General features: G+C 74.9%; 26 protein-coding genes, 2 pseudogenes and 1 riboswitch. Of the genes and pseudogenes, 16 read left to right on the forward strand and 12 right to left on the reverse strand.

Translation table 11 applies throughout. From position 1 onward, the window contains the following. The first annotated feature begins 53 nt into the window (after positions 1 to 53). Positions 54 to 728 (forward strand): nucleoside/nucleotide kinase family protein, encoded by a 675-nt coding sequence (locus ABZ858_RS17710; RefSeq protein WP_361378558.1) that lies wholly within the window; start codon positions 54 to 56, stop codon positions 726 to 728. 52 nt (positions 729 to 780) lie between these two features. Here ABZ858_RS17710 and ABZ858_RS17715 read toward each other — a convergent pair whose 3' ends face one another. After that, positions 781 to 1,179: a DUF3662 domain-containing protein gene (locus ABZ858_RS17715; protein WP_361378561.1), complete on the reverse strand. Its 399-nt coding sequence runs from the start codon at positions 1,177 to 1,179 to the stop codon at positions 781 to 783. 217 nt (positions 1,180 to 1,396) lie between these two features. Between ABZ858_RS17715 and ABZ858_RS17720 the strand changes: the two genes are divergently transcribed. Then, positions 1,397 to 2,320: a MurR/RpiR family transcriptional regulator gene (locus ABZ858_RS17720; protein WP_361378564.1), complete on the forward strand. Its 924-nt coding sequence runs from the start codon at positions 1,397 to 1,399 to the stop codon at positions 2,318 to 2,320. Positions 2,321 to 2,604: 284 nt separating this feature from the next. Next, the gene (locus tag ABZ858_RS17725; RefSeq protein ID WP_361378567.1) at positions 2,605 to 2,985 is read left to right on the forward strand and encodes a hypothetical protein; all 381 of its coding nucleotides are present in this window, start codon (positions 2,605 to 2,607) and stop codon (positions 2,983 to 2,985) included. Positions 2,986 to 3,073: 88 nt separating this feature from the next. Here the strand turns inward: ABZ858_RS17725 and ABZ858_RS17730 are convergent, their stop codons facing one another. Both ABZ858_RS17730 and ABZ858_RS17735 read right to left on the reverse strand, forming a co-directional pair. After that, positions 3,074 to 3,571, reverse strand: a complete 498-nt coding sequence (locus ABZ858_RS17730; RefSeq protein WP_361378570.1) for a flavin reductase family protein — start codon at positions 3,569 to 3,571, stop codon at positions 3,074 to 3,076. 143 nt (positions 3,572 to 3,714) lie between these two features. Next, positions 3,715 to 4,542, reverse strand: a complete 828-nt coding sequence (locus ABZ858_RS17735) for a hypothetical protein (protein WP_361378573.1) — start codon at positions 4,540 to 4,542, stop codon at positions 3,715 to 3,717. A gap of 460 nt (positions 4,543 to 5,002) precedes the next feature. On the opposite strand from ABZ858_RS17735, the gene ABZ858_RS17740 reads away from it, so the two are divergent. After that, a complete protein-coding gene (locus ABZ858_RS17740; protein WP_361378855.1) occupies positions 5,003 to 5,392 on the forward strand; it encodes a hypothetical protein in 390 nt (129 codons plus the stop codon). Positions 5,393 to 5,426: 34 nt separating this feature from the next. Here the strand turns inward: ABZ858_RS17740 and ABZ858_RS17745 are convergent, their stop codons facing one another. Both ABZ858_RS17745 and ABZ858_RS17750 read right to left on the reverse strand, forming a co-directional pair. Continuing rightward, positions 5,427 to 6,704 carry a glycosyltransferase 87 family protein gene (locus ABZ858_RS17745; RefSeq protein ID WP_361378576.1) on the reverse strand — a complete coding sequence of 426 codons (1,278 nt, stop codon included), beginning with the start codon at positions 6,702 to 6,704 and terminating at the stop codon, positions 5,427 to 5,429. A 96-nt stretch (positions 6,705 to 6,800) separates the two neighbouring features. Next, positions 6,801 to 7,187 carry a PPOX class F420-dependent oxidoreductase gene (locus tag ABZ858_RS17750; protein ID WP_361378579.1) on the reverse strand — a complete coding sequence of 129 codons (387 nt, stop codon included), beginning with the start codon at positions 7,185 to 7,187 and terminating at the stop codon, positions 6,801 to 6,803. A gap of 143 nt (positions 7,188 to 7,330) precedes the next feature. Between ABZ858_RS17750 and ABZ858_RS17755 the strand changes: the two genes are divergently transcribed. Then, on the forward strand, positions 7,331 to 8,785 hold the full coding sequence (locus ABZ858_RS17755; protein WP_361378582.1) for a S1 family peptidase: 1,455 nt from the start codon (positions 7,331 to 7,333) through the stop codon (positions 8,783 to 8,785). A 148-nt stretch (positions 8,786 to 8,933) separates the two neighbouring features. Here ABZ858_RS17755 and ABZ858_RS17760 read toward each other — a convergent pair whose 3' ends face one another. Together ABZ858_RS17760 and ABZ858_RS17765 are read right to left on the reverse strand one after the other, a co-directional pair. Next, the gene (locus tag ABZ858_RS17760) at positions 8,934 to 9,119 is read right to left on the reverse strand and encodes a hypothetical protein (protein WP_361378585.1); all 186 of its coding nucleotides are present in this window, start codon (positions 9,117 to 9,119) and stop codon (positions 8,934 to 8,936) included. Between the two features lie 117 nt (positions 9,120 to 9,236). Continuing rightward, a complete protein-coding gene (locus ABZ858_RS17765) occupies positions 9,237 to 9,935 on the reverse strand; it encodes a L,D-transpeptidase family protein (protein ID WP_361378588.1) in 699 nt (232 codons plus the stop codon). A 449-nt stretch (positions 9,936 to 10,384) separates the two neighbouring features. Here ABZ858_RS17765 and ABZ858_RS17770 point away from each other — a divergent pair. Then, positions 10,385 to 10,756: pseudogene (locus ABZ858_RS17770) on the forward strand (LysR substrate-binding domain-containing protein); the annotation flags it as partial. 224 nt (positions 10,757 to 10,980) lie between these two features. Here the strand turns inward: ABZ858_RS17770 and ABZ858_RS17775 are convergent. After that, positions 10,981 to 11,775: an SDR family NAD(P)-dependent oxidoreductase gene (locus tag ABZ858_RS17775; protein WP_361378591.1), complete on the reverse strand. Its 795-nt coding sequence runs from the start codon at positions 11,773 to 11,775 to the stop codon at positions 10,981 to 10,983. 51 nt (positions 11,776 to 11,826) lie between these two features. Here ABZ858_RS17775 and ABZ858_RS17780 point away from each other — a divergent pair, with 51 nt between their 5' ends. Next, on the forward strand, positions 11,827 to 12,384 hold the full coding sequence (locus ABZ858_RS17780; RefSeq protein ID WP_361378594.1) for a hypothetical protein: 558 nt from the start codon (positions 11,827 to 11,829) through the stop codon (positions 12,382 to 12,384). 83 nt (positions 12,385 to 12,467) lie between these two features. Here the strand turns inward: ABZ858_RS17780 and ABZ858_RS17785 are convergent, their stop codons facing one another. From ABZ858_RS17785 to ABZ858_RS17795, 3 genes are all read right to left on the reverse strand, one after another. Further along, complete coding sequence (locus ABZ858_RS17785) at positions 12,468 to 13,097, reverse strand: MBL fold metallo-hydrolase (RefSeq protein WP_361378597.1); 630 nt, start codon at positions 13,095 to 13,097, stop codon at positions 12,468 to 12,470. After that, positions 13,097 to 14,182 carry an S-(hydroxymethyl)mycothiol dehydrogenase gene (locus ABZ858_RS17790; RefSeq protein ID WP_361378600.1) on the reverse strand — a complete coding sequence of 362 codons (1,086 nt, stop codon included), beginning with the start codon at positions 14,180 to 14,182 and terminating at the stop codon, positions 13,097 to 13,099. Before ABZ858_RS17790 ends, ABZ858_RS17785 begins: the two co-directional genes overlap by 1 nt. Positions 14,183 to 14,300: 118 nt before the next feature. Beyond that, on the reverse strand, positions 14,301 to 14,606 hold the full coding sequence (locus ABZ858_RS17795; RefSeq protein WP_361378603.1) for a hypothetical protein: 306 nt from the start codon (positions 14,604 to 14,606) through the stop codon (positions 14,301 to 14,303). A 179-nt stretch (positions 14,607 to 14,785) separates the two neighbouring features. Between ABZ858_RS17795 and ABZ858_RS17800 the strand changes: the two genes are divergently transcribed. The 3 genes from ABZ858_RS17800 (at position 14,786) to ABZ858_RS17810 (ending at position 17,750) form a co-directional block, all read left to right on the forward strand. Continuing rightward, on the forward strand, positions 14,786 to 15,151 hold the full coding sequence (locus tag ABZ858_RS17800; protein WP_361378606.1) for a nuclear transport factor 2 family protein: 366 nt from the start codon (positions 14,786 to 14,788) through the stop codon (positions 15,149 to 15,151). Between the two features lie 267 nt (positions 15,152 to 15,418). Then, positions 15,419 to 15,502: riboswitch (ZMP/ZTP riboswitch) on the forward strand. A gap of 20 nt (positions 15,503 to 15,522) precedes the next feature. Then, complete coding sequence (locus ABZ858_RS17805) at positions 15,523 to 16,395, forward strand: bifunctional 5,10-methylenetetrahydrofolate dehydrogenase/5,10-methenyltetrahydrofolate cyclohydrolase (protein ID WP_361378609.1); 873 nt, start codon at positions 15,523 to 15,525, stop codon at positions 16,393 to 16,395. A gap of 125 nt (positions 16,396 to 16,520) precedes the next feature. Next, on the forward strand, positions 16,521 to 17,750 hold the full coding sequence (locus ABZ858_RS17810) for a glycosyltransferase (RefSeq protein ID WP_361378858.1): 1,230 nt from the start codon (positions 16,521 to 16,523) through the stop codon (positions 17,748 to 17,750). Between the two features lie 476 nt (positions 17,751 to 18,226). Here ABZ858_RS17810 and ABZ858_RS17815 read toward each other — a convergent pair. Continuing rightward, positions 18,227 to 18,388, reverse strand: a pseudogene (locus ABZ858_RS17815) (GTP-binding protein); the annotation flags it as partial. A gap of 320 nt (positions 18,389 to 18,708) precedes the next feature. On the opposite strand from ABZ858_RS17815, the gene ABZ858_RS17820 reads away from it, so the two are divergent. The 6 genes from ABZ858_RS17820 to ABZ858_RS17845 all read left to right on the forward strand — a co-directional run bounded on the left by ABZ858_RS17820 (position 18,709) and on the right by ABZ858_RS17845 (position 26,062). Next, entirely contained in the window at positions 18,709 to 19,212 is a 504-nt protein-coding gene (locus tag ABZ858_RS17820; protein WP_361378612.1) for a (2Fe-2S)-binding protein, read from the forward strand. Further along, a complete protein-coding gene (locus tag ABZ858_RS17825; protein WP_361378615.1) occupies positions 19,209 to 21,593 on the forward strand; it encodes a molybdopterin cofactor-binding domain-containing protein in 2,385 nt (794 codons plus the stop codon). Before ABZ858_RS17820 ends, ABZ858_RS17825 begins: the two co-directional genes overlap by 4 nt. Beyond that, positions 21,590 to 22,444 carry a xanthine dehydrogenase family protein subunit M gene (locus ABZ858_RS17830; RefSeq protein ID WP_361378618.1) on the forward strand — a complete coding sequence of 285 codons (855 nt, stop codon included), beginning with the start codon at positions 21,590 to 21,592 and terminating at the stop codon, positions 22,442 to 22,444. The genes ABZ858_RS17825 and ABZ858_RS17830 overlap by 4 nt, the downstream gene beginning before the upstream one ends. 6 nt (positions 22,445 to 22,450) lie before the next feature. Next, positions 22,451 to 23,335 carry a MoxR family ATPase gene (locus ABZ858_RS17835; RefSeq protein ID WP_361378861.1) on the forward strand — a complete coding sequence of 295 codons (885 nt, stop codon included), beginning with the start codon at positions 22,451 to 22,453 and terminating at the stop codon, positions 23,333 to 23,335. Between the two features lie 473 nt (positions 23,336 to 23,808). After that, the gene (locus ABZ858_RS17840) at positions 23,809 to 24,963 is read left to right on the forward strand and encodes a VWA domain-containing protein (RefSeq protein ID WP_361378621.1); all 1,155 of its coding nucleotides are present in this window, start codon (positions 23,809 to 23,811) and stop codon (positions 24,961 to 24,963) included. Continuing rightward, positions 24,956 to 26,062 (forward strand): XdhC/CoxI family protein, encoded by a 1,107-nt coding sequence (locus ABZ858_RS17845; RefSeq protein ID WP_361378624.1) that lies wholly within the window; start codon positions 24,956 to 24,958, stop codon positions 26,060 to 26,062. Before ABZ858_RS17840 ends, ABZ858_RS17845 begins: the two co-directional genes overlap by 8 nt. Positions 26,063 to 26,065 lie beyond the last annotated feature (3 nt).

Consider the following 26,065-nt stretch of genomic DNA (forward strand, 5'->3'; position numbering starts at 1 on the left):
GGCCGTTCCGGCACCCCGGAGGGCGCCGCCGGCCGGGTGACACACTGGGGCGCGTGCCGCCGACCTTCGACGATCTCCTCGCCCGTGCCCGGTCCCTGCCCCGCGACGGGCACCGCGCGCTCCTCGGCATCGCGGGCAGTCCCGGGGCCGGCAAGTCGACGCTGGCCGGGCGGCTCGTCCGGGCGCTCAACGGCGCCGCCGCCGCGCCTTGGGCCGTGCAGGTGCCGATGGACGGCTTCCACCTCGCCGACGCCGAACTCGACCGGCTGGGCCGCCGGGGCCGCAAGGGCGCGCCGGACACCTTCGACGCGGCGGGGTACGCGGCGCTGCTGCGCCGGCTGCGCGAGGAGGACGGGCAGGACACGGCCGGCCGGGGAGGGACCGTCTACGCGCCCGGCTTCGAACGCGTCCTGGAGCAGCCGCTCGCGGGCGCGGTCCCGGTGCCGCCGTCCGCCCGGCTGGTCGTCACGGAGGGCAACTACCTGCTGCTGGACAGCGGTCCGTGGGCGCGGGTGCGGCCCGAGCTGGACGAGGTGTGGTTCTGCGTCCTCGACGAGGAGGAACGCGTACGGCGGCTCGTCGCCCGGCACGAGGAGTTCGGCAAGAGCCACGCCGAGGCGGTCGCCTGGGTGCTCGGCTCCGACCAGCGCAACGCGGACCTGGTGGCGGCGACCCGCGACCGCGCGGACCTGATCGTGCCCGCGACGGCCCTGCCGGAACACCACTGACCCCTGACCCCTTCATGCGGCTTCATGTGCTTTATGCGGCGGCGCCCGGCGGCTAGGCAGGCTGCGCGAACGCCTGGGCGCTGACGTGCGGCATGACGCGGCTGGCCACCTTGAAGCGGCCGTTGGGCACCTGGCCGGAGCGGGCTATGCGCACGGTCAGCGGGCCCGCCCACTCGTAGCCGTGGCGGTCGGCGTGCCGGGCCAGGCTGTCGGTGAGCGCCTGGCCCACGCGGCTGCGGCGGCGGGTGAGTTCGTCGTGCACCGGGCCGGACAGCTCGACGTCGTAGGCGTTGGGCACGATGACCCGCTGCTCGCTGCAGACGACGGCGTGCGTGTCGCACTCCCGGTGCAGGGCTTCGAGGAGTTCGACGGATTCCCTGCCGGTGATCCGCGCCCGGAGCGCCTCCCAGCGGTTCTCCATGGCCTGTTCCAGCGCGGTCAGTGCGCTCATCGGTCACTTCTCCTCGAAGTCGGCGGAGTCGTCCCCCGCCCCGGCGGGTTCCCGGGCGGCGGGCGCGTATCCCCGCGTGGACGAGATCGGTGCCGACCCGGGGCCGGGACTCCGCGACCGGGACCGGTGCGCGCGGCCGGATCCGCTCGCGCAAGCGCTGGTCATGACGGTGAGTGAGCTATGTTGAACCGCTGTGGGAGACAAAGGAGGCGCCTCGGTGCCATCGCCGCAGCAGGCTCGCGCACAGGCGTCCGCGATCACCTCGGGAAGGACCGTTCCCCAGGCGGAGGCGGCCCCGGCGTCCCAGCTCAGGGAGCTTTTCGACGGGCCCCGGCTGTCTCCCGGCCAGCGCCGCATCGCCCAGTACCTGATCGAGAACATCACCGAGGCGGCCTTCCTGTCGATCACCGAGCTGGCGGACCGGGTGGGCGTCAGCCAGCCGTCGGTGACGCGGTTCGCCGGCGCGGTCGGCTTCAGTGGCTACCCCGCGCTGCGCGAGAAGCTCCAGTCCATCGCGCTCAGGACACTGGCGGGCGGGCCCGGCGCGGTCGAGGAGGAACGGGGCAACGAACTCCAGGCTGCGGTCGACGCGGAGATCGAGAACCTGGAGAACCTCCGCCGGGACCTCGCCGACCCCGGCCGGGTGATCTCCGTGGGCCGCGAGCTGTCGCGGTCGGCGCCGCTGACCGTGCTGGGGCTGCGCATCTCGGTGTCGCTCGCCGAGTACTTCGCCTACGCCGCCCGGCGCATCCATCCGGACGTACGGCTGGTGACCCACGGCGGGAGCGTCGCCTACGACGCGCTGCTGCAGTCCCGGGAGGCCGGCGGCACCTGGGTGCTGGCCTTCTCCATGCCCCGGCACGCGCAGGAGACCCTGACCGCCGTGCGGGTCGCGCGCGGCGCCGGGCTCAAGGTGGCCCTCGTCACCGACCTGGCCCTCGGCCCGGTGGCCGACGAGGCCGACATCACCTTCGCCACCGGCACCGGCTCCCGGCTGGTCTTCGACTCCTACGCCGCGCCGGGCGTGATCTGCTCGGCCCTGCTGCAGGCCATGACCGACGCCGACCCCGAGCGGACCCAGGCGCGGCTGGAGGAGTACGAGCAGGTCGCGGACCAGCACCAGTTCTTCCTGAAGGACTGACGCGCTCCGACGGGCCGACGCTCCGGGGGCTGACGCGCCGCCGGAATGGTCGGAGCGTATGCGGACCACCCGGACAAAAGCGCGCATGAATGTTTTCATACGTCTTGCAAAGCTCACCGCATATATAAATACTGCTCACGGATCGCGGCCCGGCCCACCCCGGGTCCGGTCCAGGGGGCGCCCGGGCTTCGCCCGCGTGAGCGCCCGCGGCCCCGGCCGTCCCCGGGCCGGGGCCGCACCCACCTCGTCGGCCCACCCTCCCCGACGCCGCACACCCGGAAGCGATGATCATGCCTGTGACGACCACGCGCATCAGCCCGGACTGGCCCTGCCAGGTCAAGCCTCCCGGCAGTTACGACTGGGAGCGCTCGGCCGCCCGGTGGCTGCGCGAGCTGGTGCCCGCCCGCTACGGCAGCTACCCCGCGCTGATGCGCCACCCCGTGCTGCTCGCCCGCCACGCGCAGCTCCAGGTCCAGCAGGAGGTACGGGTGGCCCGTACCGCGCTGCAGACGGCCCGCGCGGACCTGCCCCGGCTGGGCATGCCCGAGTCGGTCATCGAACACACGATCAAGCTGTACGCCGCCGAGCTGCTGCAACTGCAGCACATCGCCCGCAGCGTCCGGGCCGTGACCGAGGTGCTGGTGGAGCACGGCGGAGGCCGCTGAGGGGCGGTGCGGGTGCCGGAACGGGCGGTGGTGCGGGTGCCGCGCGGCGCCAGGGCCGGGCGCGCCCCGGACCGGCGAGCGGCGCCACTCAGTCGGCCGGGTGGCCCGGTGCGATGTCGAGCGCGTCCGACAGGCGCAGCAGTGCCTCGTCCTGCTCGCCGCCCGCGCCTCCGCCCGCGTCCACGGGTTCGAGGACGAAGCCGACGTGGTCGCCGCCGTCGGCGCGCAGCACGATCCGGCCGACGAACCACGCGGGAACGTCGTCGAGGACGACGGCCCCGTCCGGCCGCTCGGCGCACGGCACGTGGGCGAACTTGTCGACACCGTCGTCTTCGGTGCTGCCGCCGAAGAGGGTGGCGAGCGCGTGCTGTCGCCGGGTCAGCAGGTGCACGGCGAGGCGGTCCGCCCGCCGGGCCACCCGGAAGGTCCGGTTCTCCTTGGACAGCCACACCACGAAGCGCTGCGGGCTGATGGAGCACTGCGAGAAGAACCCGACCAGGCAGCCCGCCCGCTCCCCCTCCGCGGTGGCGGTCACCACGCACATGTCGGGGTCCAGCCGTCCGGTGAACGCGTCCGCGCCTGTCATGTCCTGCCGCTCCGTCCCGCCGCACCCGTCGGCCCTGCCCGTCAGCGGCACCCGTCGGGCGCAGCCGCCCGGTGCCGCCCTCAGCTCAGCACACCGGTGCCCGCGTCCGGCGGCGGCATTCCGGCCCCGGCACGCCGGTGTGTTCAGGCGGCCAGGAAGCGGCGCAGGGAGGCGCGGAAGGCGGTGACGAAGGCTTCGCGGCGGGTGTCGTCGAGGGCGTCCAGGGACAGGTACGGGTTGAGGTCCTCCAGTTCGACCAGCAGCAGTCCGCCGTCCGGGGCACGGCAGGCGTCGACGCGCTGGATGCCGTGGCCGAGGGTGTTCCAGTCGATGAAGCGGCGGGCGAACTCCAGGTCGGCGCCGGTGGGTTCGTAGGGGCGCAGCTCCCAGCGGCGGCCGGGGTCGGGGGCGTGCAGGGCGTACTGGAAGTCGGCGTCGACGAAGCAGAACGAGATCTCGTGCAGGAAGTCGATGTGCGGTTGGACGAGCACGGTGCCGTCGGCCAGTTCCGGCAGCCGGTCGGCGGTGGTGACGCGCAGCCCTATGGAGTCGGCGCCCTGTTTCGGTTTGACGACGTAGCGGTCCCCGGCGGGCAGGCGGTGCAGGTCCTCGGGGCGGTCGACGGTGGGGATGACCGGGAGGCCGGCGGCGGTCAGGTCGAGGAGGTACCGCTTGCCCGCCATGTCCGCCCGTCCCGTCAGCGGGTTGTAGACGCGTGCCCCGGTGGCCAGCGCCCGGGACCGGAACTCCTCGTAGGCGTCCGGGTAGCCGAGGACGGGCCCGCTGTTGCGGACCACGACGGCGTCGAAGGCGGCCATCAGCGCCGCCGCGTCCCGCGGGTGGCACAGGGCCAGGTCGTGGTCCTCGCGCAGGCGGGCGGTCAGCCGGACGTCCTCGTCGCCGTAGCGGCGCCCGCGCGCCGGGTACGCCAGGTCGGTGACGTAGAGGAGACGGGAACGTACGGGCGGCATGCGGGCTCCCTGGGGTGGGGGTAGGGGTATGCGGGGCCGGGGGTGGAGGGGAAGGTTACTTCGCGGGGCGCGGACAGCCGTACGTGGCACTCAGTGCAGCGCCCGGAAGGTACTGAGTCCCGCGCCAGCGCCCCACCCTTCCCGCCCCAGCACGGAGGACAGCGACCCCACCCCTCCCCCACCCGACAATCTTCGGTACGGAGTACCTTTACGCGCGGCACTGAGTGCCATACCCTGTCGCCGTGCACGGTTGCGCCGCACCGCGCACAGGCGTGCACGGACTCTCCGCGCACGCGGGATTCCGGCCGAGCGCAGGGAGTTGACCAGCGTGTACCACCCCTCAGCAGAAGCGGCTCATCCGGCAGCCGGCTCCGCGACCGGCCTCCTCGAACCGGCAGCCCCCGCCCCCGGCGCCCTCACCCCGGACGTCCTCTCCCCGGACCTCCTTGCCTCCGAGGCACTGGCCGCCGACGTCCTTGCCCCCGACGCCGCCCTCGCTCCGGAGGCCCGCGACCCGGACGCCCTCTCCTTCCAGCGCTGCACCTGGTGCGGTACGGCCATGTACCACCGGCTGCTGTGCCCGGTGTGCCAATGCAGTGAGCTGCGGACCGAGCGCAGCGAGGGCACCGGCACGGTCCGGCACGCCACCGTGGTGCACCGCAACACACCCGCCGCGCGCAATGTGTCGCTGATCGAGATGAGCGAGGGCTTCGTCGTGCGCGGCCGGGTCATGGGCCCGCTCATCGGGATCCACAGCGGCGACCGGGTCCGGCTGTCCACCGTCAAGGACCCGGTACGGGGCGAGCCCGTCTTCCAGCTCCTCGACGAGCCGTACCGCGCCTGGAGCTGACCGCCGTACGGCCCCGCGGTCGCCGCGCCGTATGTCAGGACGGCAGCGACGTGCCCGACCGGACCGGTGGCCGCCGGGCCGGGGCGACGCCGGGGTGCTCCGGCCGCCGGGCAGCGGGCGCCAGGGCGAGGAACGTCAGCACCGCGCAGAGGACGTACACGCAGCCCGGCCAGGCCAGCGGCGCCGGATACGGCAGGGGGTGCGCCAGCCGGTCCTCGATACCGGTCAGGCGCGGCACCAGGCGGGTGACGGTGACGAGGGCCCACAGGGCGAGGACGGCGCGGCTGAGCGGCCGGTGCCGGTGCGGGCCGTGGGCCAGCCAGATCATGGCGGGCAGGCACCAGATCCAGTGGTGGCTCCAGGAGACGGGGCACACCAGCAGTCCGTACAGCTCCACCGTGACGAGGACGCCGAGCCGGTCGTCGCGGCGTACGGCACCGCGCAGGGCGGCCACCGCCGCCAGGGTGACCAGCGCGAGCGCCGCCCACCACAGGGCGGAGGCGGTGACGTCCGGTCCGGCCAGCCTGGTGAGGGCGCCGCGCAGGGACTGGTTGCGCACCGTCCACACCGGGCCGACGCGGCGGGTGTCGGTCACCAGCCCCGACCAGTACCGCGCCGACTCACGCGGAGCGACACACCAGGCCAGGGCGACGGTCGCACCGCCGGTGACGACGGACCACACCGCGGCCCGCCACTGCCGGGTCGCCAGCAGGTACAGGCCGGCCACGGCCGGGGTCAGCTTCAGCGACGCCGCGAGCCCCACGGCGGCGCCCCGTCCCACGGCGCCCCGGCCCGCGACGCCCCGGTGCAGGGCCAGCCCCCACAGGACGGCTGCGCCCAGCAGCAGATTGATCTGCCCCTGGTCGAGGGTGTGGCGCACGGGTTCCAGCCAGGGCCCGGCGGCGGCCCAGAGCAGGGCGCGCTGCCGGACGCGGCCGGCGGGGCGGGAGGACAGCAGCCGCAGGGCGCCCGCCGTGATGACCGGCAGGGCGGCCAGGGAGGCCGCCCGCCAGAGCACGACGGCCGCCGTCCAGGACAGATGCGACAGCGGGAGGAGCACCAGGGCCGCGAACGGCGGGTAGGTGAAGGGCAGTTCGGGGATGGGCGGGCCGGTGCGCACCACCCGGTCGTAGAGGTCGCCGGTGAGGACGTGCGGCGCGATCTCGCGGTAGACGCGCAGGTCAAGCGGCTCGGCGGGGTGGGTGAGCGCGGTCAGCGCGTACAGCGCGAGGGAACCGGCCAGGCACCAGGCGGCCCGGTCGGTGAGCCATCGTCCCGTCGCCCGGCACCTGGCCCGGATCGCCTTCTCCACACCGCACCCCGTCAGCCGTCGACGACTCCCGAAGCGCCGCCACGCGCAGTAGGTTAGCAGTCACGCTGAGTACGGCGGAGAAGTCGTGTGAGGCGGTCAGAGGGTGGGGGTGATCCGGATGCCGACGGTCCCCCGGGTGCCCCGGCGCAGTCGGCTGCCGAGCAGAGTGAGGCGGCCGACGAGGCCGTACTTGCGGGCGATGAGGGCGCGGTAGCGGGCCGTGGTGGCCGGGTCGCAGATCTCCGCGACGGCGGGTACCTGCTCGCCGGTCGGCTTGCCGCGTACGTCGCAGGGGCCGGCCAGGACGTCGGCGCGGTTGCGGATCCGCTTGACCTTCCAGGAGCCGGCGGCCGTCCACGCGCCGAGCGCGGCGCCGTCGCGCACGACCCACACCGGGGTGGCGACGGGTGTGCCGTCGCGGCGGTAGCTGGTGACCAGCAGGTACTTGCCGGCCCCGAGCCGCGCCGTCAGGGTCTCGTCCATGCGGGCAGTCTAAGGCCGCTCACCGCGGTGAACGCGGGCCGGACGCGCTCCGTATGGAGGGCGGGCGGGCCGGGGACCGGCGTCCGGGAACCGCGCGCGCCGCACGTCACACACTTCGGGGGCCAGGCGTTCGGGAGCCAGACATGAGGCATGTTCGACGACGGGTCGTCCGGCGGGTGACCCGGCTGGCGGCCGTCGCGGGGCTGCTGCTGGGCGGCACGATGGTCACGCAGGCGGCGATGGCGGGCGAGCCTGCCGGTTCCGCCCGTGCCACCGGTGCTGCCGGTGCCGCGGGTGCCGCCGGTGCCGCGGGTGGCGTGGTGAGCGCACCGGCGCGGGAGGACGCGGCCCCGGGTGCCGGGTCGGGCGCCGGATCGGGCGCCGGGTCAGGCGCCGCCCTGGTGGCGCGGCTCGGGACGGCGCGTACGGCAGGAAGCTGGGTCGGCTCCGACGGGCGTACGGTCGTCGCCGTCACCGACGCGCGGGTGGCGGCCGAGGTGCGCCGGGCCGGGGCCGAGGCGAGGACCGTGCGGCACAGCATGGATGAGCTGCGGGCGGCGACGGCGGCCCTGCGCGCGGCGCCCCGGGTGAGCGGCACGGCGTGGACCATGGACTACCGGACCAACGAGGTGACCGTCGAGGCGGACAGCACCGTCTCCGCGGGCGACTGGGCCCGGATGGCGCAGGCCGCCCGCGGCATCGGTCCGTACGTGCGGATGCGCCGCACGGCGGGCAGGTTCACCACCCGGCTCAACGGGGCGCAGCCCATCCTGTCGGCCGGCGGGCGCTGCTCGGCCGGGTTCAACGTGACCGACGGGCGCGGCGACTTCCTCCTCACCGCCGGTCACTGCGGGCCCGCCGGCTCGGTCTGGTTCACCGGTGGCCAGGGCGGCCGGGAGCTGGGGCGGACGGTCGCCGGGACCTTCCCCGGCCGTGACTTCTCGCTGGTGCGCTATACCTCCGGCAGCGCGGGGCGGGGCGCCGCCGTGGTGGCCATCGGCGGCGGCAACGGCGTACGGATCACGGGGGCGGGCGATCCGGCGGTGGGGCAGCGGGTGTTCCGCAGCGGCAGCACGAGCGGGCTGCACGACGGCCGGGTGACCGGGCTGGACGCCACGGTGAACTATCCCGAGGGCACCGTCACCGGACTGATCCGGACCACCGTGTGCGCGGAGCCGGGCGACAGCGGCGGCCCGCTGTTCTCCGAGGGGATCGCGCTCGGGGTGACCTCGGGCGGCAGCGGCGACTGCGCGACGGGCGGTACGACCTTCTTCCAGCCGGTGGCCGGGGCGCTGACCGCGCTGGGGGTACGGCTGATCGTGTCGCCGGACGCTGCCACGGCCGCTCCGGCCCCGTCCGGCTCACCGGCCCGCGACAGCCTCGCACCGGGCGCCGCCGCTCCCGGGCCGCCGGTTCCGGTGCCGGGCACCACGGGTGGTGCCGCCCCGCTGCCGCGCGGGCTGTCGGACCGCAGGAACCTCGGCCCCGGGCTGCTCGTCGTCGGCGGCAGCCTGGCGGCGCTCGTGGCGACGGGCAGGGTCCGCGCGGAACGGGACCGCAGGGCGTACCGGCGACGCTACTCGGCGACCTGGAGCTGACGGGGCCGCTCCCGGCCGGACGGGAGCCGACCGGCCGGCAGCCGGCAGGGCTGCCGGGGCGGAGGCCAATGCCAAGAGGGCACCCATTGCGTGAAGGGTGCCCTGTGCGGAGGGTTCGGTGCCCGGGACGGGCGGGGTCAGGGAGGTCCTAGGCCGCTTGGTCCTCGTCCGGAGCGGCCATGGCCCACTCCAGGACGAGGCGCTGGTACTGCTCGCGCTGCTCGGTGGTCAGTGTCCCGCCCGACCGGCGCCACAGGGCACGGATCTCCTCGTTGACCTCCGCGGCCGATCGCTCGGAGGCGGTTTCAACAGTGGTGGACATGCTGTGAAGCATATGCCGGTCGACGTGAAGGCGTTGTGAGTAAGTACGGCCGAATACGGACATTTCGGACCGTGTTGCTCATCACGTCCATCCACGTCAACCCGCCCACCCCCGACCAGGGTTCCCGGCTCAGGTTCCCGGCTTGCGGCCGTACACGAAGACGTCGTCCCCCGTCTTCAGCAGCGACCAGTACTTCTTGGCGTCCGTGGTCGTCATGTTGACGCAGCCGTGCGAGCCCGGCTGGTTCCACATGCTCACGCCGACCGAGTGGAACGCCTGGCCGCCGTCGAAGAACTGGCTGTAGGGCATCTTGACGTCGTAGAGCGTCGAGACGTGGTTGAGGTGGCGCCAGTAGATCTTCTTGAGGCCGGTGCGGGTCTCGTAGCCGTCCCGGCCGGTGCGCACCGGTACGGGCCCGTAGACGAGCCGTTTGCCGTCCTGGATCCAGCTCAGCTGGAGGGTGAGGTCGACGCAGGCTATGCGGCCCTTGTTGGTGGGGCAGTGCCCTGCCTTGTTCGGGTTCTTGCCGGCGGCCCGCTGCTTCTGGACGACGTTCATCACATTCCAGGTGACGGGGCCCGCGTACCCGATGGCCGGGGTGATGCCGTGCGTGCTCTGGAAGGACCGGATCGCCTTGCAGTCGGCGGCCGACTGGCGCCCGTCCACCGGGCGGCCGAGGAACTTCTCCGCCTGCTTCTGGTACGGCCCGGCCTGTGTTGTGCAGCTCGTGGCGGCCTGCGCCGGCGCGGTGCCGAGCGCGAGTGTGAGCGGCGCCACCAGTCCGGTGACGCCGAGTACGACGGCTCCCCGTCTGCCCATGTGCCGCATGGCGGCCCTCCCTCTCGGGGTGTGGTGTGTGTCGGTGGTCTCGGTGGGCTAGACCGCCGGGAGGGCGCGGTGGTTGCAAAGCGGCCTACTTCGAGACGAAACGGTGACCCCCGGCCCCGCGCGGCTGCACGTGGCGCAGCCGGGGGTGAGCGCGCAGATCCGGTAGCTGGAACGGGAGTTGGGGCAGCCGCTGCTGGACCGCTCGGGCCGATCGGTGCGGACCACCGAGGTGGGGGCGGCGGTGTTGCCGCACGCGCGGGCCGCGCCGGCGGCGGTCGACGGAGTGCGGCGGGCGGTCGAGGAGTTCACGGGGCTGCTGCGCGGACGGGTCGGAGTCGGTCTGGTGTCCGGCGTGCTGGGCCAGGCGTTCGGCGTTCCCCGGCTGCCGGCCGGCTTCCGTGCCGCCCACCGGAGGTGGAGGTCTCGCCGCCGAGGACTCCTCCGAGCGGATGCCGGCGGCGCCGCGGCACGGGGAACTCGACCTGGCGGTGGCCGGTCTGGACGACGAGGTCCCGCCGGGGGTCGATTTCCAGGTGGTGATCGACGTGCCGCTGGTGACGGCCGTCACCGCGGACCATTCGCCGGCGGCGGCGTACGGCACCGGCCGGGCCGTGCCGCCGGCCGCGCTGCGCGGGTATCCGCTGATCGGTCTGCCGGCCGGCACGAGGGCGCGGGCCGTGCTCGACCGGTTGTGCGCGCAAGCCGGCATCCGGCCGCGGGTGGCGTTCGAGGCGGCGGCGCCCGAGTCGCTGCTGCGGCCGGCCGCGCGCGGCCGCGGGGTCGCCGTGCTGGCGCGGCCGGAGGCGGAGCAGGAACCGCGCACGCCGCGGATCGACGACGCCCGGGCGCGCGGCCGGGTCGCCCTGGCCCGGCGGGCGGAGGGGGCCCGCCGGGCCGGCGGCGCGGGAGCTGCTGCGGCGGTCGCGGCGGGCGCTGCCGGAGGGGGCCGGGTCCGGCACGGGCGGGACGGCGCCGGACGCGCCCCGCCTCCGAGCACCGGTCCCGGATTCCGCTCCGAGCACCGGTCCCGGATTCCGCTCCGGGTTCAGGCCCCGGATTCCTGGACGGCCGCGCGGAAGCCGGTGTTGACGGCGGTGAGGCCGCCGTCGACGGTGAGCGCGGTGCCGGTGATCCAGGCGGCGTCGCGGGAGGCGAGGAAGGCCACGGCGGCGGCGATGTCCTCGGGCTCACCGACCCGGCCCAGCGGATACAGGCCGCGGACCCGGTCGAGCGCGGCTTCCCGCCCCCGCCAGGCCGAGGTGCGGACGGTGCCCGGCACGACCAGGTTGACGCGTACGCCGCGAGCGGCGGCGTGCCCGGCGAGGGTGCGGGTGAGCGAGGCCAGGCCGGCCTTCGCGGCGCTGTAGGCGTGGTTGCCGTAGTCCTGGAGGGCGTTGACCGATCCGATGTTCACGATCGCGCCGCGTCCGGACGCCGCCAGGTGCGGCAGGGCCGCCCGGCAGCAGCGGTGGGCGCCGGTCAGGGTGATATCGAGGTCGAGGGCCCACTCCTCGTCCGAGTCGTCCTCGAACGCCGGGGTGTCGGGCGCGCAGCGGGCCGCGTTGTTGACCAGGACGTCGAGCGAGCCGAACGCGTCGGCCGCACCGGCCACGGCCGCCTCGACCGAGGCCCGGTCCGCCACGTCGCACTCGGCCGCCCGCACCTCGAGCCCGCGCTCGCGCAGCGCGGCCGCGGTCCGCTCCGCCGCGGCCCCGTCCACGTCGGTCGCGTAGACCCGCGCCCCCTCCTCGGCCAGCCGCCGGGCGGTGGCCGCGCCGATACCGCGGGCCGCGCCGGTGACGAGGACCCCGTGCCCGTCGAAACGTCGTGTGTCCGTCATGCACATGAACCTAGCCCCGCGCGGAGCGCCGCCGCGGATACCGTGCACCGCATGTCTGCCTTTCTTCAGCAACTCCCCGCGCTCATAGGCGTCGTGATCGGCGCGCTCGGTTCGTATCTGGCGGTCGTGCGCAGTGACCGGGACCGGTCCCGCCGGGATCGGGCGGCCCGTTGGGAGGAGCGCCGGCTCGTCGTGTACTCCGAGTACGCGCGCACGCTGAAGAAGTCGGTCACTCTGGCCTACCGGGTCGCCTCCCATCTCGGCAGCGACCCTCATCCGCATCCGCTGCCCCTCACCGACGCCGAACCCCTGCTGGCGGAGGCGGTGCTCGCCCGGGACCCGTCGGGCGAGGCGCTGATCATGCTGGGCAGCCCGCAGGTCGTGGAGCGGGCCCGGACATGGGTCGTGGTGGTGATGGACATGGAGCGGTTCCTGCGCGAGGGGCAGCGGGCGCCCGAAGCCTGGCAGGTGCTGCTGGAGCGGCAGCGCGCCGCGCGCGAGGGCTACTACGCCGCCGTACGCGCGGATCTCGGACTGCCGCCGGGGCACTCGGCCCGCTGGTCGCTGCCGGGCACCCAGCCGCCCTTGGCCCCGGCCACTCAGCGGTAGCCGGGAGGCGGGTGCGGCCGGGCGACCTGTGCGGCGGCGGGTGCGCGGGCCGGGCGGGGACGGGTCCCGCGCGGCCCGGCCGCTCAGTGGCCGCGGGCGATCCACTCCTCCAGGTGCGGGGCCTCGGCGCCGATGGTGGTGGGGTCGCCATGGCCGGTGAGGACCTTCGTGCCGTGCGGCAGGGTGAGGAGGCGGTCGCGGATCGAGTCGATGATGGTCGGGAAGTGGGAGTAGGAGCGGCCGGTGGCGCCGGGGCCGCCCTGGAAGAGGGTGTCGCCGGTGAAGACGACGCCGAGCGCCGGGTCGTGGAGGCAGACGGCGCCCGGGGCGTGGCCGGGGGTGTGCAGGACTCTCAGATCCGCGCCGGCCGCCTCGATCACCTGGCCGTCGATCAGGTGCTCGTCGGGATCGCGGTCGGGGTGGGTCATCTTCCACAGCGGCAGGTCGTCGCGGTGCAGCCAGATCGTGGCGCCGGTGAGGTCAGCGAGCGCCGGGGCCGCGTCGATGTGGTCGTTGTGGGCGTGGGTGCACACGATGGCGGTCAGCCGGCGGTCGCCGACCGCGGCGGCGATGGCCTCGGCGTCGTGGGCGGCGTCGATGACGACCGCCTCGTGGTCGTCGCCGACGATCCACACGTTGTTCTCGACGTCCCAGGTGCCGCCGTCGAGGCTGAACTGCCCGGCGGTGACGAGCCGTTCGACGCGGGCGGCCATCACAGCACCACCACCGAGCGCAGCACGTCACCGTGGTGCATCCGCTCGAAGGCCTGCTCCACCTCGTCGAGCCCGATGGTCTCGGTGACGAACTTGTCCAGCGGCAGGCGTCCTTGCAGATGCAGGTCGATGAGCATCGGGAAGTCCCGGGAGGGCAGGCAGTCGCCGTACCAGCTCGACTTCAGCGCGCCGCCGCGCCCGAAGACGTCGAGCAGCGGCAGTTCGAGCTTCATCTCGGGGGTCGGCACGCCGACGAGGACGACCGTGCCGGCCAGGTCGCGGGCGTAGAACGCCTGCTTGTACGTCTCGGGGCGGCCCACGGCCTCGATGACGACGTCCGCGCCGAAGCCGCCGGTCAGCTCGCGGACGGCCTCGACCGGGTCGGTCTCCTGGGAGTTGACGGTGTGCGTGGCGCCCATGGCGCGGGCGGTCTCCAGCTTGCGGTCGTCGATGTCCACGGCGATGATCTTCGCCGCGCCCGCCAGCCGCGCCCCGGCGACGGCCGCGTCCCCGACCCCGCCGCAGCCGATGACGGCGACCGCGTCGCCGCGGCCGACGTCGCCGGTGTTGATCGCCGCGCCGATGCCGGCCATCACGCCGCAGCCCAGCAGCCCGGCCACGGCCGGGGAGACGTCCGGGTCGACCTTGGTGCACTGCCCGGCTGCGACCAGCGTCTTCTCCGCGAAGGCGCCGATACCGAGCGCCGGGGAGAGTTCGGTGCCGTCGGTCAGGGTCATCCGCTGCCGGGCGTTGTGGGTGTCGAAGCAGTACCAGGGGCGCCCGCGCAGGCAGGCGCGGCAGGCGCCGCACACGGCACGCCAGTTGAGGACCACGAAGTCGCCGGGCGCGACGTCGGTGACGCCGTCGCCGACCGACTCGACCACGCCCGCGGCCTCGTGACCGAGCAGGAAGGGGAACTCGTCGTTGATGCCACCCTGCTGGTAGTGCAGGTCGGTGTGGCAGACCCCGCACGCCTGGATCTGGACGACGGCCTCCCCGGGTCCCGGGTCCGGCACGACGATCGTCTCGACCCGTACGGGTTCGTCCTTCCCGGGTGCGATCACGCCGCGCACTTCCTGGGCCATGGTGGGAGTCCCTTCCGTCGACCGGTGTCCGTCCCCCCGACCCTACGCCGCGAGTGATCGGTGGGGACGCGGATCCGGGCGGCGGCGGCAGGACCGCGGGGCCGGCCGGTGCCGGGCGTCAGTGCTGGATCGCGGGGACCAGGCCGAAGAGCGGGGAGACCAGGCCGGTGACCTGCTCCAGCCGGTTCACCTGGTTGAGGTCGCGTACGTGCTGGAGCCCGGAGAGCTGCTCGGAGACCGAGGGGAGCCGGTTCTGCTGGTCCGCCGGGACGCCGGTGGTGGCGACCGAGTCGAGCAGGCCCACGGGCACCGCCCTGCCCACGATGGGGACGGGCGAGCCGGCGGCGCTCGCCGGCAGCGCGGCCAGACCCGTGACCGAGGCGGCGAGAGAGGCGACGGCGACGATACGTCGAGTGGAGATCATGTCCTCTGCAACGCCGCCGGACGGGTCCGGACACGGCCGCCCCGTACCGCTCACCCGTCAGGGCGAGCGCGCCGGTCCGCGCGGCTGCGCTTGCCGGGCCGGGCGCGCCGGAGGAGGCTCGGTAGGAGAGGCCGGTGGGCGGCCCGCCTCCCCGGGCCGCGGCCTCGCAGGAGGTCACCATGGCGACCACGGCACATCCCGCCTTCGACACCGACGCGTTGCGCCGGGGCATCGAGGAGCACACGGCGTCCACACTGCTGTCGCTCTACGCGGACGACGCCGAGATACGCATCGTGGACCGCGACGCCCAGCCCAGCCACCCCAAGGTGGTCAAGGGGCGCGGGCAGATCGGCGCGATGCTGGACGACGTCTACGGCCGCGACATGACGCACCGGCTGGAGCGGTGCGTCGTCCAGGGCGACCACGCGGCGTACGTGGAGTCCTGCGCGTATCCGGACGGCGTCCGGGTCCTCGCCGAGTCCATGATCTCGCTGCGCGACGGCAAGATCGCCGAACAGGTCATGATCCAGGCATGGGACGAGTAGGGAGGAGGGCCGCGCGGGTCCAGGTCAGCTCTCGCCTGACCTGGACCTTCTCGGCACGGGCCGGCGCCGGGCACGCGCGTTCCTCGCTCGTGCGGCGCCCGCGTCCCGCGCCTGCCGTACCCCGGCCGGTCCCGTTCCCGCTGCTGCGGTCGGTGCTGCGCACGGCGCTGCGGTGCCGTCCGCGCCACCGGACACCGCACCCGCCCCGGGCCCGGCGGCGCTGACCGGCACCCCCGGCCGGTGGGGCGACGGGCCTGGCATAGGCTGGAGGCGGGCCGTGACTGGCGCTGAGGTGGAGCACCACCGGGGAGCGGCTCCGCGAAGTCACAGCCGCGCGCCTGGGCGATCCGTCGAACGCTCAGGAGTGGATCATGTCCCAGGTCACGTCTCAGGCCGCGTCTCGGGCCCGCCTCATGGACGGCACCGCGCTCGCCCGCCGCATCGTCGGGCAGACCGCGCACCGGGCCGCCGCGCTCACCGAGCGCACGGGGGTGCGGCCGTGTCTGGCGACCGTGCTCGTCGGCGCGGACCCCGCCTCCGTCACCTACGTCAGGATGAAGCAGAACCGCTGCCGCGCGGCGGGCATCGCCTCCCGGCACGTGGAACTGCCCGCCGCGACCACCACCGGGGAACTGGTCGCCGCGCTGCGCGACCTCTCCGCCGACCCGGCGGTCCACGGCATCCTGCTGCAGCACCCGGTGGGCGACCACATCGACGAGCGCGCCGCGTTCGAGGCGATCGCGCCCGAGAAGGACGTCGACGGCGTCACCTTCGCCTCCTTCGCCACGATGAGCTTCGGGCTGCCCGGCTTCGTGTCCTGCACGCCCGGCGGCATCATGCGGCTGCTCGACGCCTACGACGTGGACCCGGCGGGCAAGCGGGCCGTGGTGGTGGGCCGCAGCGCGATCCTCGGCAAGCCGGCGGGCATGCTGCTGCTCGCCCGGGACGCCACGGTGACGTACTGCCACTCCCGGACCCGGGAACTGCCGTCCGTGCTGCGCGAGGCGGACATCGTGGTCGCCGCGGTGGGCCGGCCGCGGCTGGTGCGCGGCGAGGACGTCAAGCCGGGCGCGGTGGTGATCGACGCGGGCTACAACCCGGGCAACGTCGGTGACGTCGACTTCGACTCGGCGGCGGAGCGGGCCTCGCTGATCACCCCGGTCCCCGGCGGCGTCGGCCCGATGACCATCGCCACCCTTCTGGAGCAGACCATGACCGCGGCGTCCCGGCAGCTCGGGGCCTGAACGGCGCGCCGCCGGCCCCGGGGTCCGGGCGCCCGGCCGGGGCCGCGGCGGCCGCCGGACCGCAGGTCGCCGACGGGCGGCGGCCCACCGCCCGGGCCATACTGACGGTCGTGCGCATAGCCATCATGACGGCCGGGTCCCGGGGCGACGTGGCACCGTTCACCGGGCTCGGACTCGGCCTGGCCCGGGCGGGCCACGCGGTCACCCTGGTCACCCACGGATGCTTCGAGCCCCTGGTCGCCGGGTCGGGGCTCGGGTTCCATCCGCTGCCGGTGGACCCGCGCGCCGAGCTGGACTCCGCGCGCGGGCGGGGGCTGCACCGCAGCGCGACCGGCGCGGGCAAGATGGTGCGCGCCGTCGGGCTGGCCCGGGCGGCGCTCGCGCGCATGACGGACGGGCTGATCGCGGCGGCCGAGAAGAGCGACGTGCTGCTGCTGTCCGGGTCCCTGGGGCCGGTCGGGCACGCCATCGCCGAGGCGCTGGAACTGCCCAGCATGGGCGTCCATCTGCAACCCCTCTCCCCCACCCGGGAGTTCGCCCCTCCGCTGCTGGGCGGCGGGCACTTCGGCGGCCCGGCGAACCGGCTCGCGGGACACGGGGTGAACCTCGCCGTGGAACGGGTCTTCTCCGCCGCGGTACCGGCCGTACGGGCCCGGCTGGGGCTGCCTCCCGCACGGCTCGGGACCGCGCTGCGCATCCGGGCCGGCATGCGCCGCCCGGTGCACCACGGCTTCAGCCCGCTGGTGGTGCCCCGCCCGCACGACTGGCGGCCGGGCCTCGAAGTGTGCGGCTACTGGTGGCCCTACGACGGTGACGAGCGGCTCCCCGCCGCGCTGCGGGAGTTCCTGGACGCCGGGCCGCCACCGGTCTTCGTCGGCCTGGGCAGCGCCACCGTGCCCGACCCGGCCCGGCTCAGCGGCACGATCGTGCGCGCGCTGCGCCGGGCCGGGCTGCGCGGGGTGGTGCAGCGCGGCTGGGGCGGCCTGGCGGCGGCCGGCGACGACATGCTGACCATCGGGGAGGTGCCGCACTCGGCGCTGTTCCCGAGGATGGCCGCCGTGGTGCATCACGCCGGTGCGGGCACGACCGCCGCCGGGCTGCGCGCCGGGGTGCCCGCGGTCCCGCTGCCGGTCCAGTTCGACGAGGGCTTCTGGGCCGAGCGCCTCATCTCGCTGGGCGTGGCCCCCTGCGCCGTCCCGCTGCGCGGCCTCACCGCGGATTCGCTCGCCGCGGCACTGGTCCGGGCCACCCGGGTCGCCAGCTACCGGGAGCGGGCCGCGGCCCTGGGCGCCCTGATCCGCGAGGAGGACGGCATCGCACCGGTGCTCGCCGCGGTCGAGCGGGTGGCGGGGTAGGTGGGGCGTGGGCGGACGGCGGCTGGTGAGGTGAGGTAGGGAGCGGTCGGTCGGCTCGCGGGGTGGCCCGTGGCCATCCGGCTCGCTCGTCTCGCGGGAGAGCGCGCGGTCGGTCGGCTCGCGGGGCAGCCGCGGCCGACCAGTTCACGGGACAAGCGAGTTCGACCAGTTCACGGGACAAGCGAGTTCGACCAGTTCACGGGACAAGCGAGTTCGACCAGTTCACGGGACAAGCGTGTTCGACCGGTTCGCGGGACAGGCGTGGTCGAGCGGTTCGCGGGTGGCCGCGCCGGACCGCCCGTCCGTGCATCCGCCGGACCGACCGCCCGTCCGTCCGCCGCCCCGGGCAGCCGCCCGCTCTCCGGATTCGCCCGCGCGGATCGCCTGACCCGCGTTCGTTCTCCGCGTTCGCCGTACGGCAGCGTGACCGGCCCTGACCATTCACCCGCTCAACCAGCCACCCGCTCGGCCGCCTTGATGCCGCGCTGCCGTTCCAGCGCGAGGGTGTCGGTCTGTGTGCTGCCGGAGTCGACGCTGCCGATCCCGTCGATCACTCCGGCGGAGCGCAGCAGGCGTTCGGTCAGGCTGGTCTTGCCCGCGTCGAGGTGCGCGAGGACGCCGAGGTTGAGCAGGTGCACCGGGCGTCATGTCCTTGATGGAGGGGGCGGAAGGCTTCCCGGGGGGACATGGACGGTGTGCGCACGGGTGCTCCTCGGCGGCCGAGTCGGACGGTGCAGGTGGTGCAGGTGGTGCGGGTGAGCCGGGTCCGTCGGTGGCGGCCGGTCACGCGCAGGGCAGCAGAACCGGGCGTCCCGCGGCAACGGATTGACGGGCGGGGCGCTCCCGCGCAGCACTCGCCGTGCCACGGACGCGGTCATAGAGTGACGTACACCACATCGGACGCTGGTTTCCCTCACTCACGCCCGTGCGTTCCTGTCCGTACGTTCCTGGAGGGCATATGACCCCTGTATCGGTCACGGTGGACGGCACGGTCTACGAGGACGAGGTGGAACCCCGTCTCCTGCTGGTCCACTATCTGCGGGACCGTCTCGGCCTGACCGGTACGCCGATCGGCTGCGACACCTCCAACTGCGGCGCCTGCACGGTCGAGCTGGACGGTGTGAGCGTGAAGAGCTGCACGGTGCTGGCCGTCCAGGCGGACGGGTGCGAGGTGACCACCGTGCAGGGGCTGGCCCGGGACGGCGCGTGGACCCCGTTGCAGCGCGCCTTCCACGAGCGGCACGCCCTCCAGTGCGGTTACTGCACCCCCGGGATGCTGATGGCCGCGCGCGACCTGCTGCGCGAGAACCCGCACCCGACCTCCGGCGAGGTGCGCAAGGCACTCGAAGGCAATCTGTGCCGGTGCACCGGCTACCAGAACATCGTGCGCGCGGTGCTCGACGTGGCCGGGGACGACGGCTCCGGCCGGCGGCCCGCTCCCGCCGAGGGGGTGACGGCATGACCGAGCAGGCGGTGGCGGGCGAGGTCGGCCGGGCCCGGCTGCGCAAGGAGGACGCCCGGCTGCTCACCGGGCAGACCAACTGGACGGACAACATCACCGTCACCGGCCTGCTGCACCTGGCCGTCCTGCGCAGTCCCATGGCGCACGCGCGCGTCGAGCGGATCGACGTCTCCCCCGCCCTGGAACGCCCCGGCGTGGTCGCCGCGTTCACCGGCCGCGACCTGGCCGGGGACCTGGGCTCGCTGCCGTGCGCCTGGCCGGTCACCGAGGACATGGTGCTGCCGGACCACCCGCCGCTCGCCCTCGACGAGGTGCGGCACGCCGGCGACCCGGTGGCCGTGGTGGTGGCGCGCGACCGGTACGCGGCCGCCGACGCGCTGGAGGCGGTCGAGGTCGACTACGAGCCGCTGGACCCGGTGCTCGACCTGGAGGCCGCGCTCGCCGGCGGTTCCCCGCTGGTCCACGCCGACAAGGGCACCAACCGCGCCTACGACTGGCCGCTGCGGGCCGGTGAGGACTTCGCGGCGGTCCGGGCCCGCGCCGACGTGGTCGTCAGGCGGCGCTACCGGCAGCAGCGCCTGATCCCCAACGCCATGGAGCCGCGCGCGGTCGTCGTCACCCCGCTCGCCGCCTCCGGCGAGTACACCGTGTACTCCGCCACGCAGATCCCGCACATCCTGCGGATCATGCTGTCGGTGGTCACCGGTGTGCCCGAGCACAAGCTGCGGGTGGTCGCCCCGGACGTGGGCGGCGGTTTCGGCTCCAAGCTCCAGGTGTACGGCGAGGAGGCGATCGCGCTGGCGGTCGCGCGCAGGCTCGGCCGGCCCGTGAAGTGGACCGAGTCCCGCTCCGAGGGCTATCTCGCCACCCACCACGGCCGGGGCATGATCCAGGACGTCGAGATCGCCGCGACCCGCGAGGGCCGGCTGCTCGGCCTGAAGGTGGACCTGCTGGCCGACATGGGCGCCTATCTGATGCTGGTCACGCCGGGCATCCCGATCCTGGGCGCGTTCATGTACCCGGCGATCTACAAGATGGACTCCTACGAGTTCCACTGCACCGGCGTGTTCACCACCCGCACCCCCACCGACGCCTACCGCGGCGCCGGCCGCCCGGAGGCCACGTACGCCATCGAGCGGATCATGGACGAGCTGGCCGCCGAGGTGGGCCTGGACCCGGTGGAGGTCCGGCGCCGCAACTGGATCGGGCACGAGGAGTTCCCGTACACCTCGATCGCGGGCCTGACCTACGACAGCGGGAACTACGAGGCGGCCACCGAGAAGGCGCTCGCCCTGTTCGGCTACGACGAGCTGCGTGCCGAGCAGCGCGAGCGCGCCGGGCGCGGGGACACCGTGCGGCTGGGCATCGGCGTGTCGACGTACACGGAGATGTGCGGGCTGGCTCCGAGCCGGGTGCTGCGCGACCTGCGGTACTCGGCGGGCGGCTGGGAGGCGGCGAGCATCCGCGTGCTGCCCACCGGCAAGGTCGAGGTGGTCACCGGCACCAGCCCGCACGGGCAGGGGCATGTGACGTGCTGGAGCCAGATTGCCGCGGACGTGCTGGGCGTGCCGTTCGAGGACGTCGAGGTGGTGCACGGCGACACGAAGGTGGCCCCGCAGGGCATGGACACCTACGGCTCACGCTCGCTGGTGGTGGGCGGGGCGGCCGTGCACCGGGCGGCCCGGAAGGTGGTGGAGAAGGCGCGCCGGGTCGCCGCCCACCTGCTGGAGGCCAGCGAGGACGACCTGGAGTTCAAGGACGGCGTGTTCGCGGTGAAGGGCTCCCCGGAGGCGCGCCGCAGCATCCAGGAGGTCGCCTTCGCGACGTTCACCTCGCACGACGTGCCCGAGGGCATGGAACCCACACTGAACGCCGAGCACGTGCTCGACCCGGAGAACTTCTCCTACCCTCACGGCACCCATCTGTGCGCGGTCGAGGTCGACACCGAGACCGGGCAGACCCGGGTCCGTTCCTACGTCTGCGTCGACGACGTGGGCCGGGTGATCAACCCGATGATCGTCGAGGGGCAGGTGCACGGCGGTCTCGCCCAGGGCATCGCGCAGGCGCTGTTCGAGGAGGCGGTGTACGACGCGGAGGGCAATCTGGTCTCCGGCACGATGGCCGACTACCTGATCCCCTCGGCGGCGGACCTGCCCGACTTCGTGACCGACCGCACCGAGACGCCCGCCGCCTCCAACCCGCTGGGCGCCAAGGGCGTCGGCGAGGCGGGCACGATCGCCTCCACGCCGGCCGTGGTCAACGCGATCGTGGACGCGCTGCGCCCGCTGGGCGTCCACGACGTGCCGATGCCGTGCACGCCCGAGCGGGTCTGGGAGGCCGTCCGGGCGGCCGGCCCGGACCGGAAGGAGGAGCCGGCATGATTCCCCCGGCGTTCGACTACGCCCGTCCGGCGAGCCCGCAGGAGGCGGTGCGGCTGCTCGCCGAGGCGGGCGAGGACGCGAAAGTGCTGGCCGGCGGGCAGAGCCTGCTGCCGCTGCTGCGGCTTCGGCTGGCCTTCCCCGAACTCGTCGTCGACGTCGGGCGGATCCCCTCGCTGCGCGGGGTCCGCGAGGACGGCGACACGCTCGTCGTCGGCGCGCTGACCACCCACCACGACGTGGTCCGCGATCCGCTGGTGCGGCGGTACGCCGGGCTGCTCGCCCAGGCCACCGAGACGGTCGCCGACCCTGCCGTACGGCACCGGGGCACCCTCGGCGGCGCGCTCGCCCACGCCGACCCGGCCGGTGACCTGCCCGCGGTGGCGCTGGCGCTGGACGCGGAGCTGGTGGCCGTGGGGCCGGGCGGCCGGCGCGTCATCGCCGCGCGGGACTTCTTCACGGACTACCTGCTGACCGCGCTGGAGCCGGGCGAGCTGCTGGTCGAGGTGCGGGTGCCGAAACGGGAGGGCTGGGGTTTCCGGTACGAGAAGTTCCACCGGGTGTCCCAGTCCTGGGCGATGGTCGGGGTGGCCGCGCTGGTGCGGCGCGTGGACGGGGAAGTCGCCGAGGCCCGGATCGGGCTGACCAACATGGGCGCGACCCCGCTGCGGGCCGCGGCGGCCGAGGAGGCCCTCACCGGGGCCGGTGACCGCGGCGCGGTGGCACGGGCGGCACGGTCGGCGGCCGAGGGCACCCGGCCGTCCCGGGACGCGTCGGCCTCGCCGGAGTACCGTGCCCATCTCGCGCGGGTGCTCACCGAACGGGCGGTCCTGGCCGCCGCCGGGATGGGGTGAGCGCCGATCACCGCCGTCGACAGCCCCGAGCAGGTGCGTGCGCGTCTGGAGGAGACCGGCTACCTCGTCGACGACGGGCTCGCCGTCGCCTGCTTCCTCGCGATGCGGCTGCACCGGCCGGTGTTCTGCGAGGGTGACGCGGGCGTCGGCAAGACGGCGCTGGCCGCCGCCCTCGCCGAGGCGCTGGACGCCCCGCTGATCCGGTTGCAGTGCCATGAGGGCATCGACGCCTCGCAGGCGCTGTACGACTGGGACTTCCCCCGGCAGCTGCTGCATCTGCGGGCCGCCGAGGCGGCCGGGGTGCAGGACGCCGACCGGCTGGAACGCGAGCTGTACGACCGGCGGTTCCTGGTCGCCCGGCCGCTGCTGCGGGCGTTGCAGACCCAGCCGTCGGTGCTGCTGGTGGACGAGATCGACCGCGCCGACGACGAGTTCGAGGCGTTCTTGCTGGAGGTGCTGTCGGAGTTCCAGGTGACCATTCCCGAGCTGGGCACGCTGCGGGCCGAGGTGCCGCCGGTGGTCGTGCTGACCTCGAACCGGACCCGGGAGGTGCACGACGCCCTCAAGCGGCGCTGCCTGTACCACTGGTTCGACCATCCCGGCTTCGCCCGCGAACTCGCCATCGTGCGGCGCCGGCTGCCCGAGGTGTCGGCCCGGCTGGCCGAGCAGGTGACCGCGCTGGTGCAGGCACTGCGCGCGCAGGACCTGCTCAAGCCGCCCGGCGTGGCCGAGACCCTCGACTGGACCCGCGCTCTCGCCGCCCTCGGCGCCGACGAGGCCGACGCGGACCTGGCGCTGGCCACCCTGGGCGCGGCCCTGAAGTACCACGAGGACACGACCCGGGCCCGGGGGCTGGACTTCACGGCGATCCTGGCGGGTGGGGCGCCTTGAGGGGCGGGGTGGGTGGGGGTTTGGGGGGTCACGGTTTGGGGGGCGGGGACTCGGTGGGCGGGGGCCGGGCGGGTGGCGGTGCGGTGGGCGGAGGCCCCGTGAGCGGCGGTGCGGTGGCCGGGAATCCGGCGGGCGGCACGACGGGCGGAAGCGCCGCAGGCAGCGGTACGGCGGCGAGCGGGAACCAGGCAAGCAGTAGCGCGATGGCGAGCGGGAACCGGGCCGATGGCGGTGCGGCGGGCGGCACGACGGGCGGGAACCCGGCAGGCGGCAGCGCGACGGCGAGTGGGAACCCCGCAGCCGGCGGCACGGCAGCAGGCAGGAGCGCGACGGCGGGTGGAAGCCCGGCCGACGGCGGGCCGGCGGGCGGCGGCGCGACCGGCGCCCCCGTGGCATCGGGGCAGCCCGATGCCGTGTTGGTCGGGTTCGCGCGGGTGCTGCGGGCCGCTGGGGTCGGGGTGAGTGGTGAGCGGGTGCATGCCTTTCTGCGGGCGGTGCTTGTGCTGCGGCCCGGTGTCCGGGCGGATGTGTACTGGGCGGGGCGGCTGACCCTGTGCGGGGACCGGGACGACCTGGCACGGTACGAGCGGGTGTTCGACGCCTACTTCGGGCCCGGTCCCGGCGGGGCGCCGCGCCGGAGGGTGCGGGCCGCTCCCCCGCCCCGGCCGCGTCCCCTCGTGCGCGAGGCGCCCGCCGGACGTCGTACCGGCGGCCCGGACGGCGAGCGGCCGGGGCCGCCCGCCGCCTCGCTCGCCGGCTCGGCGGAGGTACTGCGCCACCGGGACGTGGCCGGCCTCGACGCCGCCGAACGCGCGCAGGTGCGCCGGCTGCTGGCCGCGTTCGCGCTGCGCGGGCAGGCGCGGCGCACCGCGCGCCGGCGGCCGGCCCGGCGCGGGCACGTCGATCCGCACCGCACCGTACGGGACCTGCTGCGCCGCGGCGGCGAGCCGGCCCCGCTGCGGCGGCACGCGCGGACGCGGCGGCCCCGGCGGGTGGTGCTGCTGGTCGACATCAGCGGCTCCATGGCCCCGTACGCCGACGCGCTGCTGCGGTTCGCGCACGCCGCGGTCCGGGGCCGGCGTACCGAGGTGTTCACCATCGGCACCCGGCTGACCCGGGTGACCCGGGAGCTGTCCCACCGCGATCCGGACCTGGCGATGGCGGCCGTCGCCGAGGCCGTGCCCGACTGGCGCGGCGGCACCCGGCTGGGCGAACTGCTGCGGGAGTTCCTGGACCGCTGGGGGCAGCGCGGCACGGCGCGCGGGGCCGTCGTGGTGCTGCTGTCCGACGGCTGGGAACGGGGTGATCCGCGGCTGCTCGCCGCGCAGATGGGCCGCCTGCACCGGCTGGCGCACCGCGTGATCTGGGCCAACCCGCGCAAGGCCCGTCCCGGGTACGCGCCCCTCGCCGCCGGGATGGCCGCGGCACTGCCGTACGTGGACGCCTTCGTCGAGGGCCACAGCCTGGCCGCGCTGGAGCGGCTGGCGGCGGTGGTGCGCGGCGCCGGCCCGCCGCCCGGTTCCGGTGCCGGGGCGGAAGCGGCCTCCGGTGCGGACGCGGCCTCCGGTGCGGGCGCGGGCCGTGTCCCGCGGGCGAGCGGCACGACGAAGGAGGAGAAGCGTGCGTGACATCCTGCCGGTGCTCGCCCGCTGGTACGCGGCGCGGGTGCCGTTCGGACTGGCCACCGTCGTCTCGGTCAGCCGCAGCGCGCCGCGTGATCCCGGCGCGGCGATGGCGGTCGGGCCGGACGACGAGGTGGTGGGCAGTGTGTCCGGGGGGTGTGTGGAGGGGGCGGTCTTCGAGCTGGCCCAGGAGGTCGTGGCCGGCGGCCGGGCGCAACTGGCGGCCTTCGGCTACAGCGACGAGGACGCGTTCGCGGTCGGGCTCACCTGCGGGGGCGAGATCGGTGTGCTGGTCCGGCCGGTGACCCCGGAGTCGGACCCGGCCTTCGGCGCGGTCGCGGCGTCGGTCGCCGCCGGTGAGCCGGTGACCGTGGCGACCGTGGTCGACGGTCCGGCGCCGCGCGGGGCGGCGCTCGCGGTGTGGCCGGACGCGGTGGCGGGCACGCTGGGCGCGCCCGGCCTGGACGCGGCGGTGACCGCGGACGCCCGCGGTGAACTCGCCGTCGGCGCGACGGGGACGCGGCACTACGGCCCGCGCGGCGAGCGGCGCGAGGACGCCGTCTCGGTGTTCCTGCACTCCTTCGCGCCACCGCCGCGGATGCTGGTGTTCGGCGCGATCGACTACGCGGCGGCGGTCGCCCGGATCGGCGCCTTCCTCGGCTACCGGGTGACGGTGTGCGACGCCCGTCCGGTCTTCGCCACCCCGCGGCGGTTCCCGGACGCGGTGGAGGTGGTCGTGGACTGGCCGCACCGCTATCTGCGCGGCACGCCGACCGACGAGCGCACGGTGATCTGCGTACTCACCCACGATCCCAAGTTCGACGTACCGCTGCTTGAGGAGGCGCTGCGCCGGCCGGCCGCCTATATCGGGGCGATGGGCAGCCGGCGCACCCACCTGGACCGGATGGAGCGGCTGCTGGCGGCCGGGCTGACCCCGGCCGAGCTGTCCCGGCTGCGCTCACCGGTCGGGCTCGATCTCGGCGCCCGTACGCCCGAGGAGGTCGCCGTGTCCGTCGCGGCCGAGATCATCTCGCTGCGCTGGAGCGGCACGGGGACGCCCCTGACCGCGACCGCGGGAGCCATCCACGCGAACGGTTCCGCCTGAATG

This window comes from Streptomyces sp. NPDC047017 (assembly GCF_040644175.1).
Taxonomy (GTDB): Bacteria; Actinomycetota; Actinomycetes; order Streptomycetales; family Streptomycetaceae; genus Streptomyces.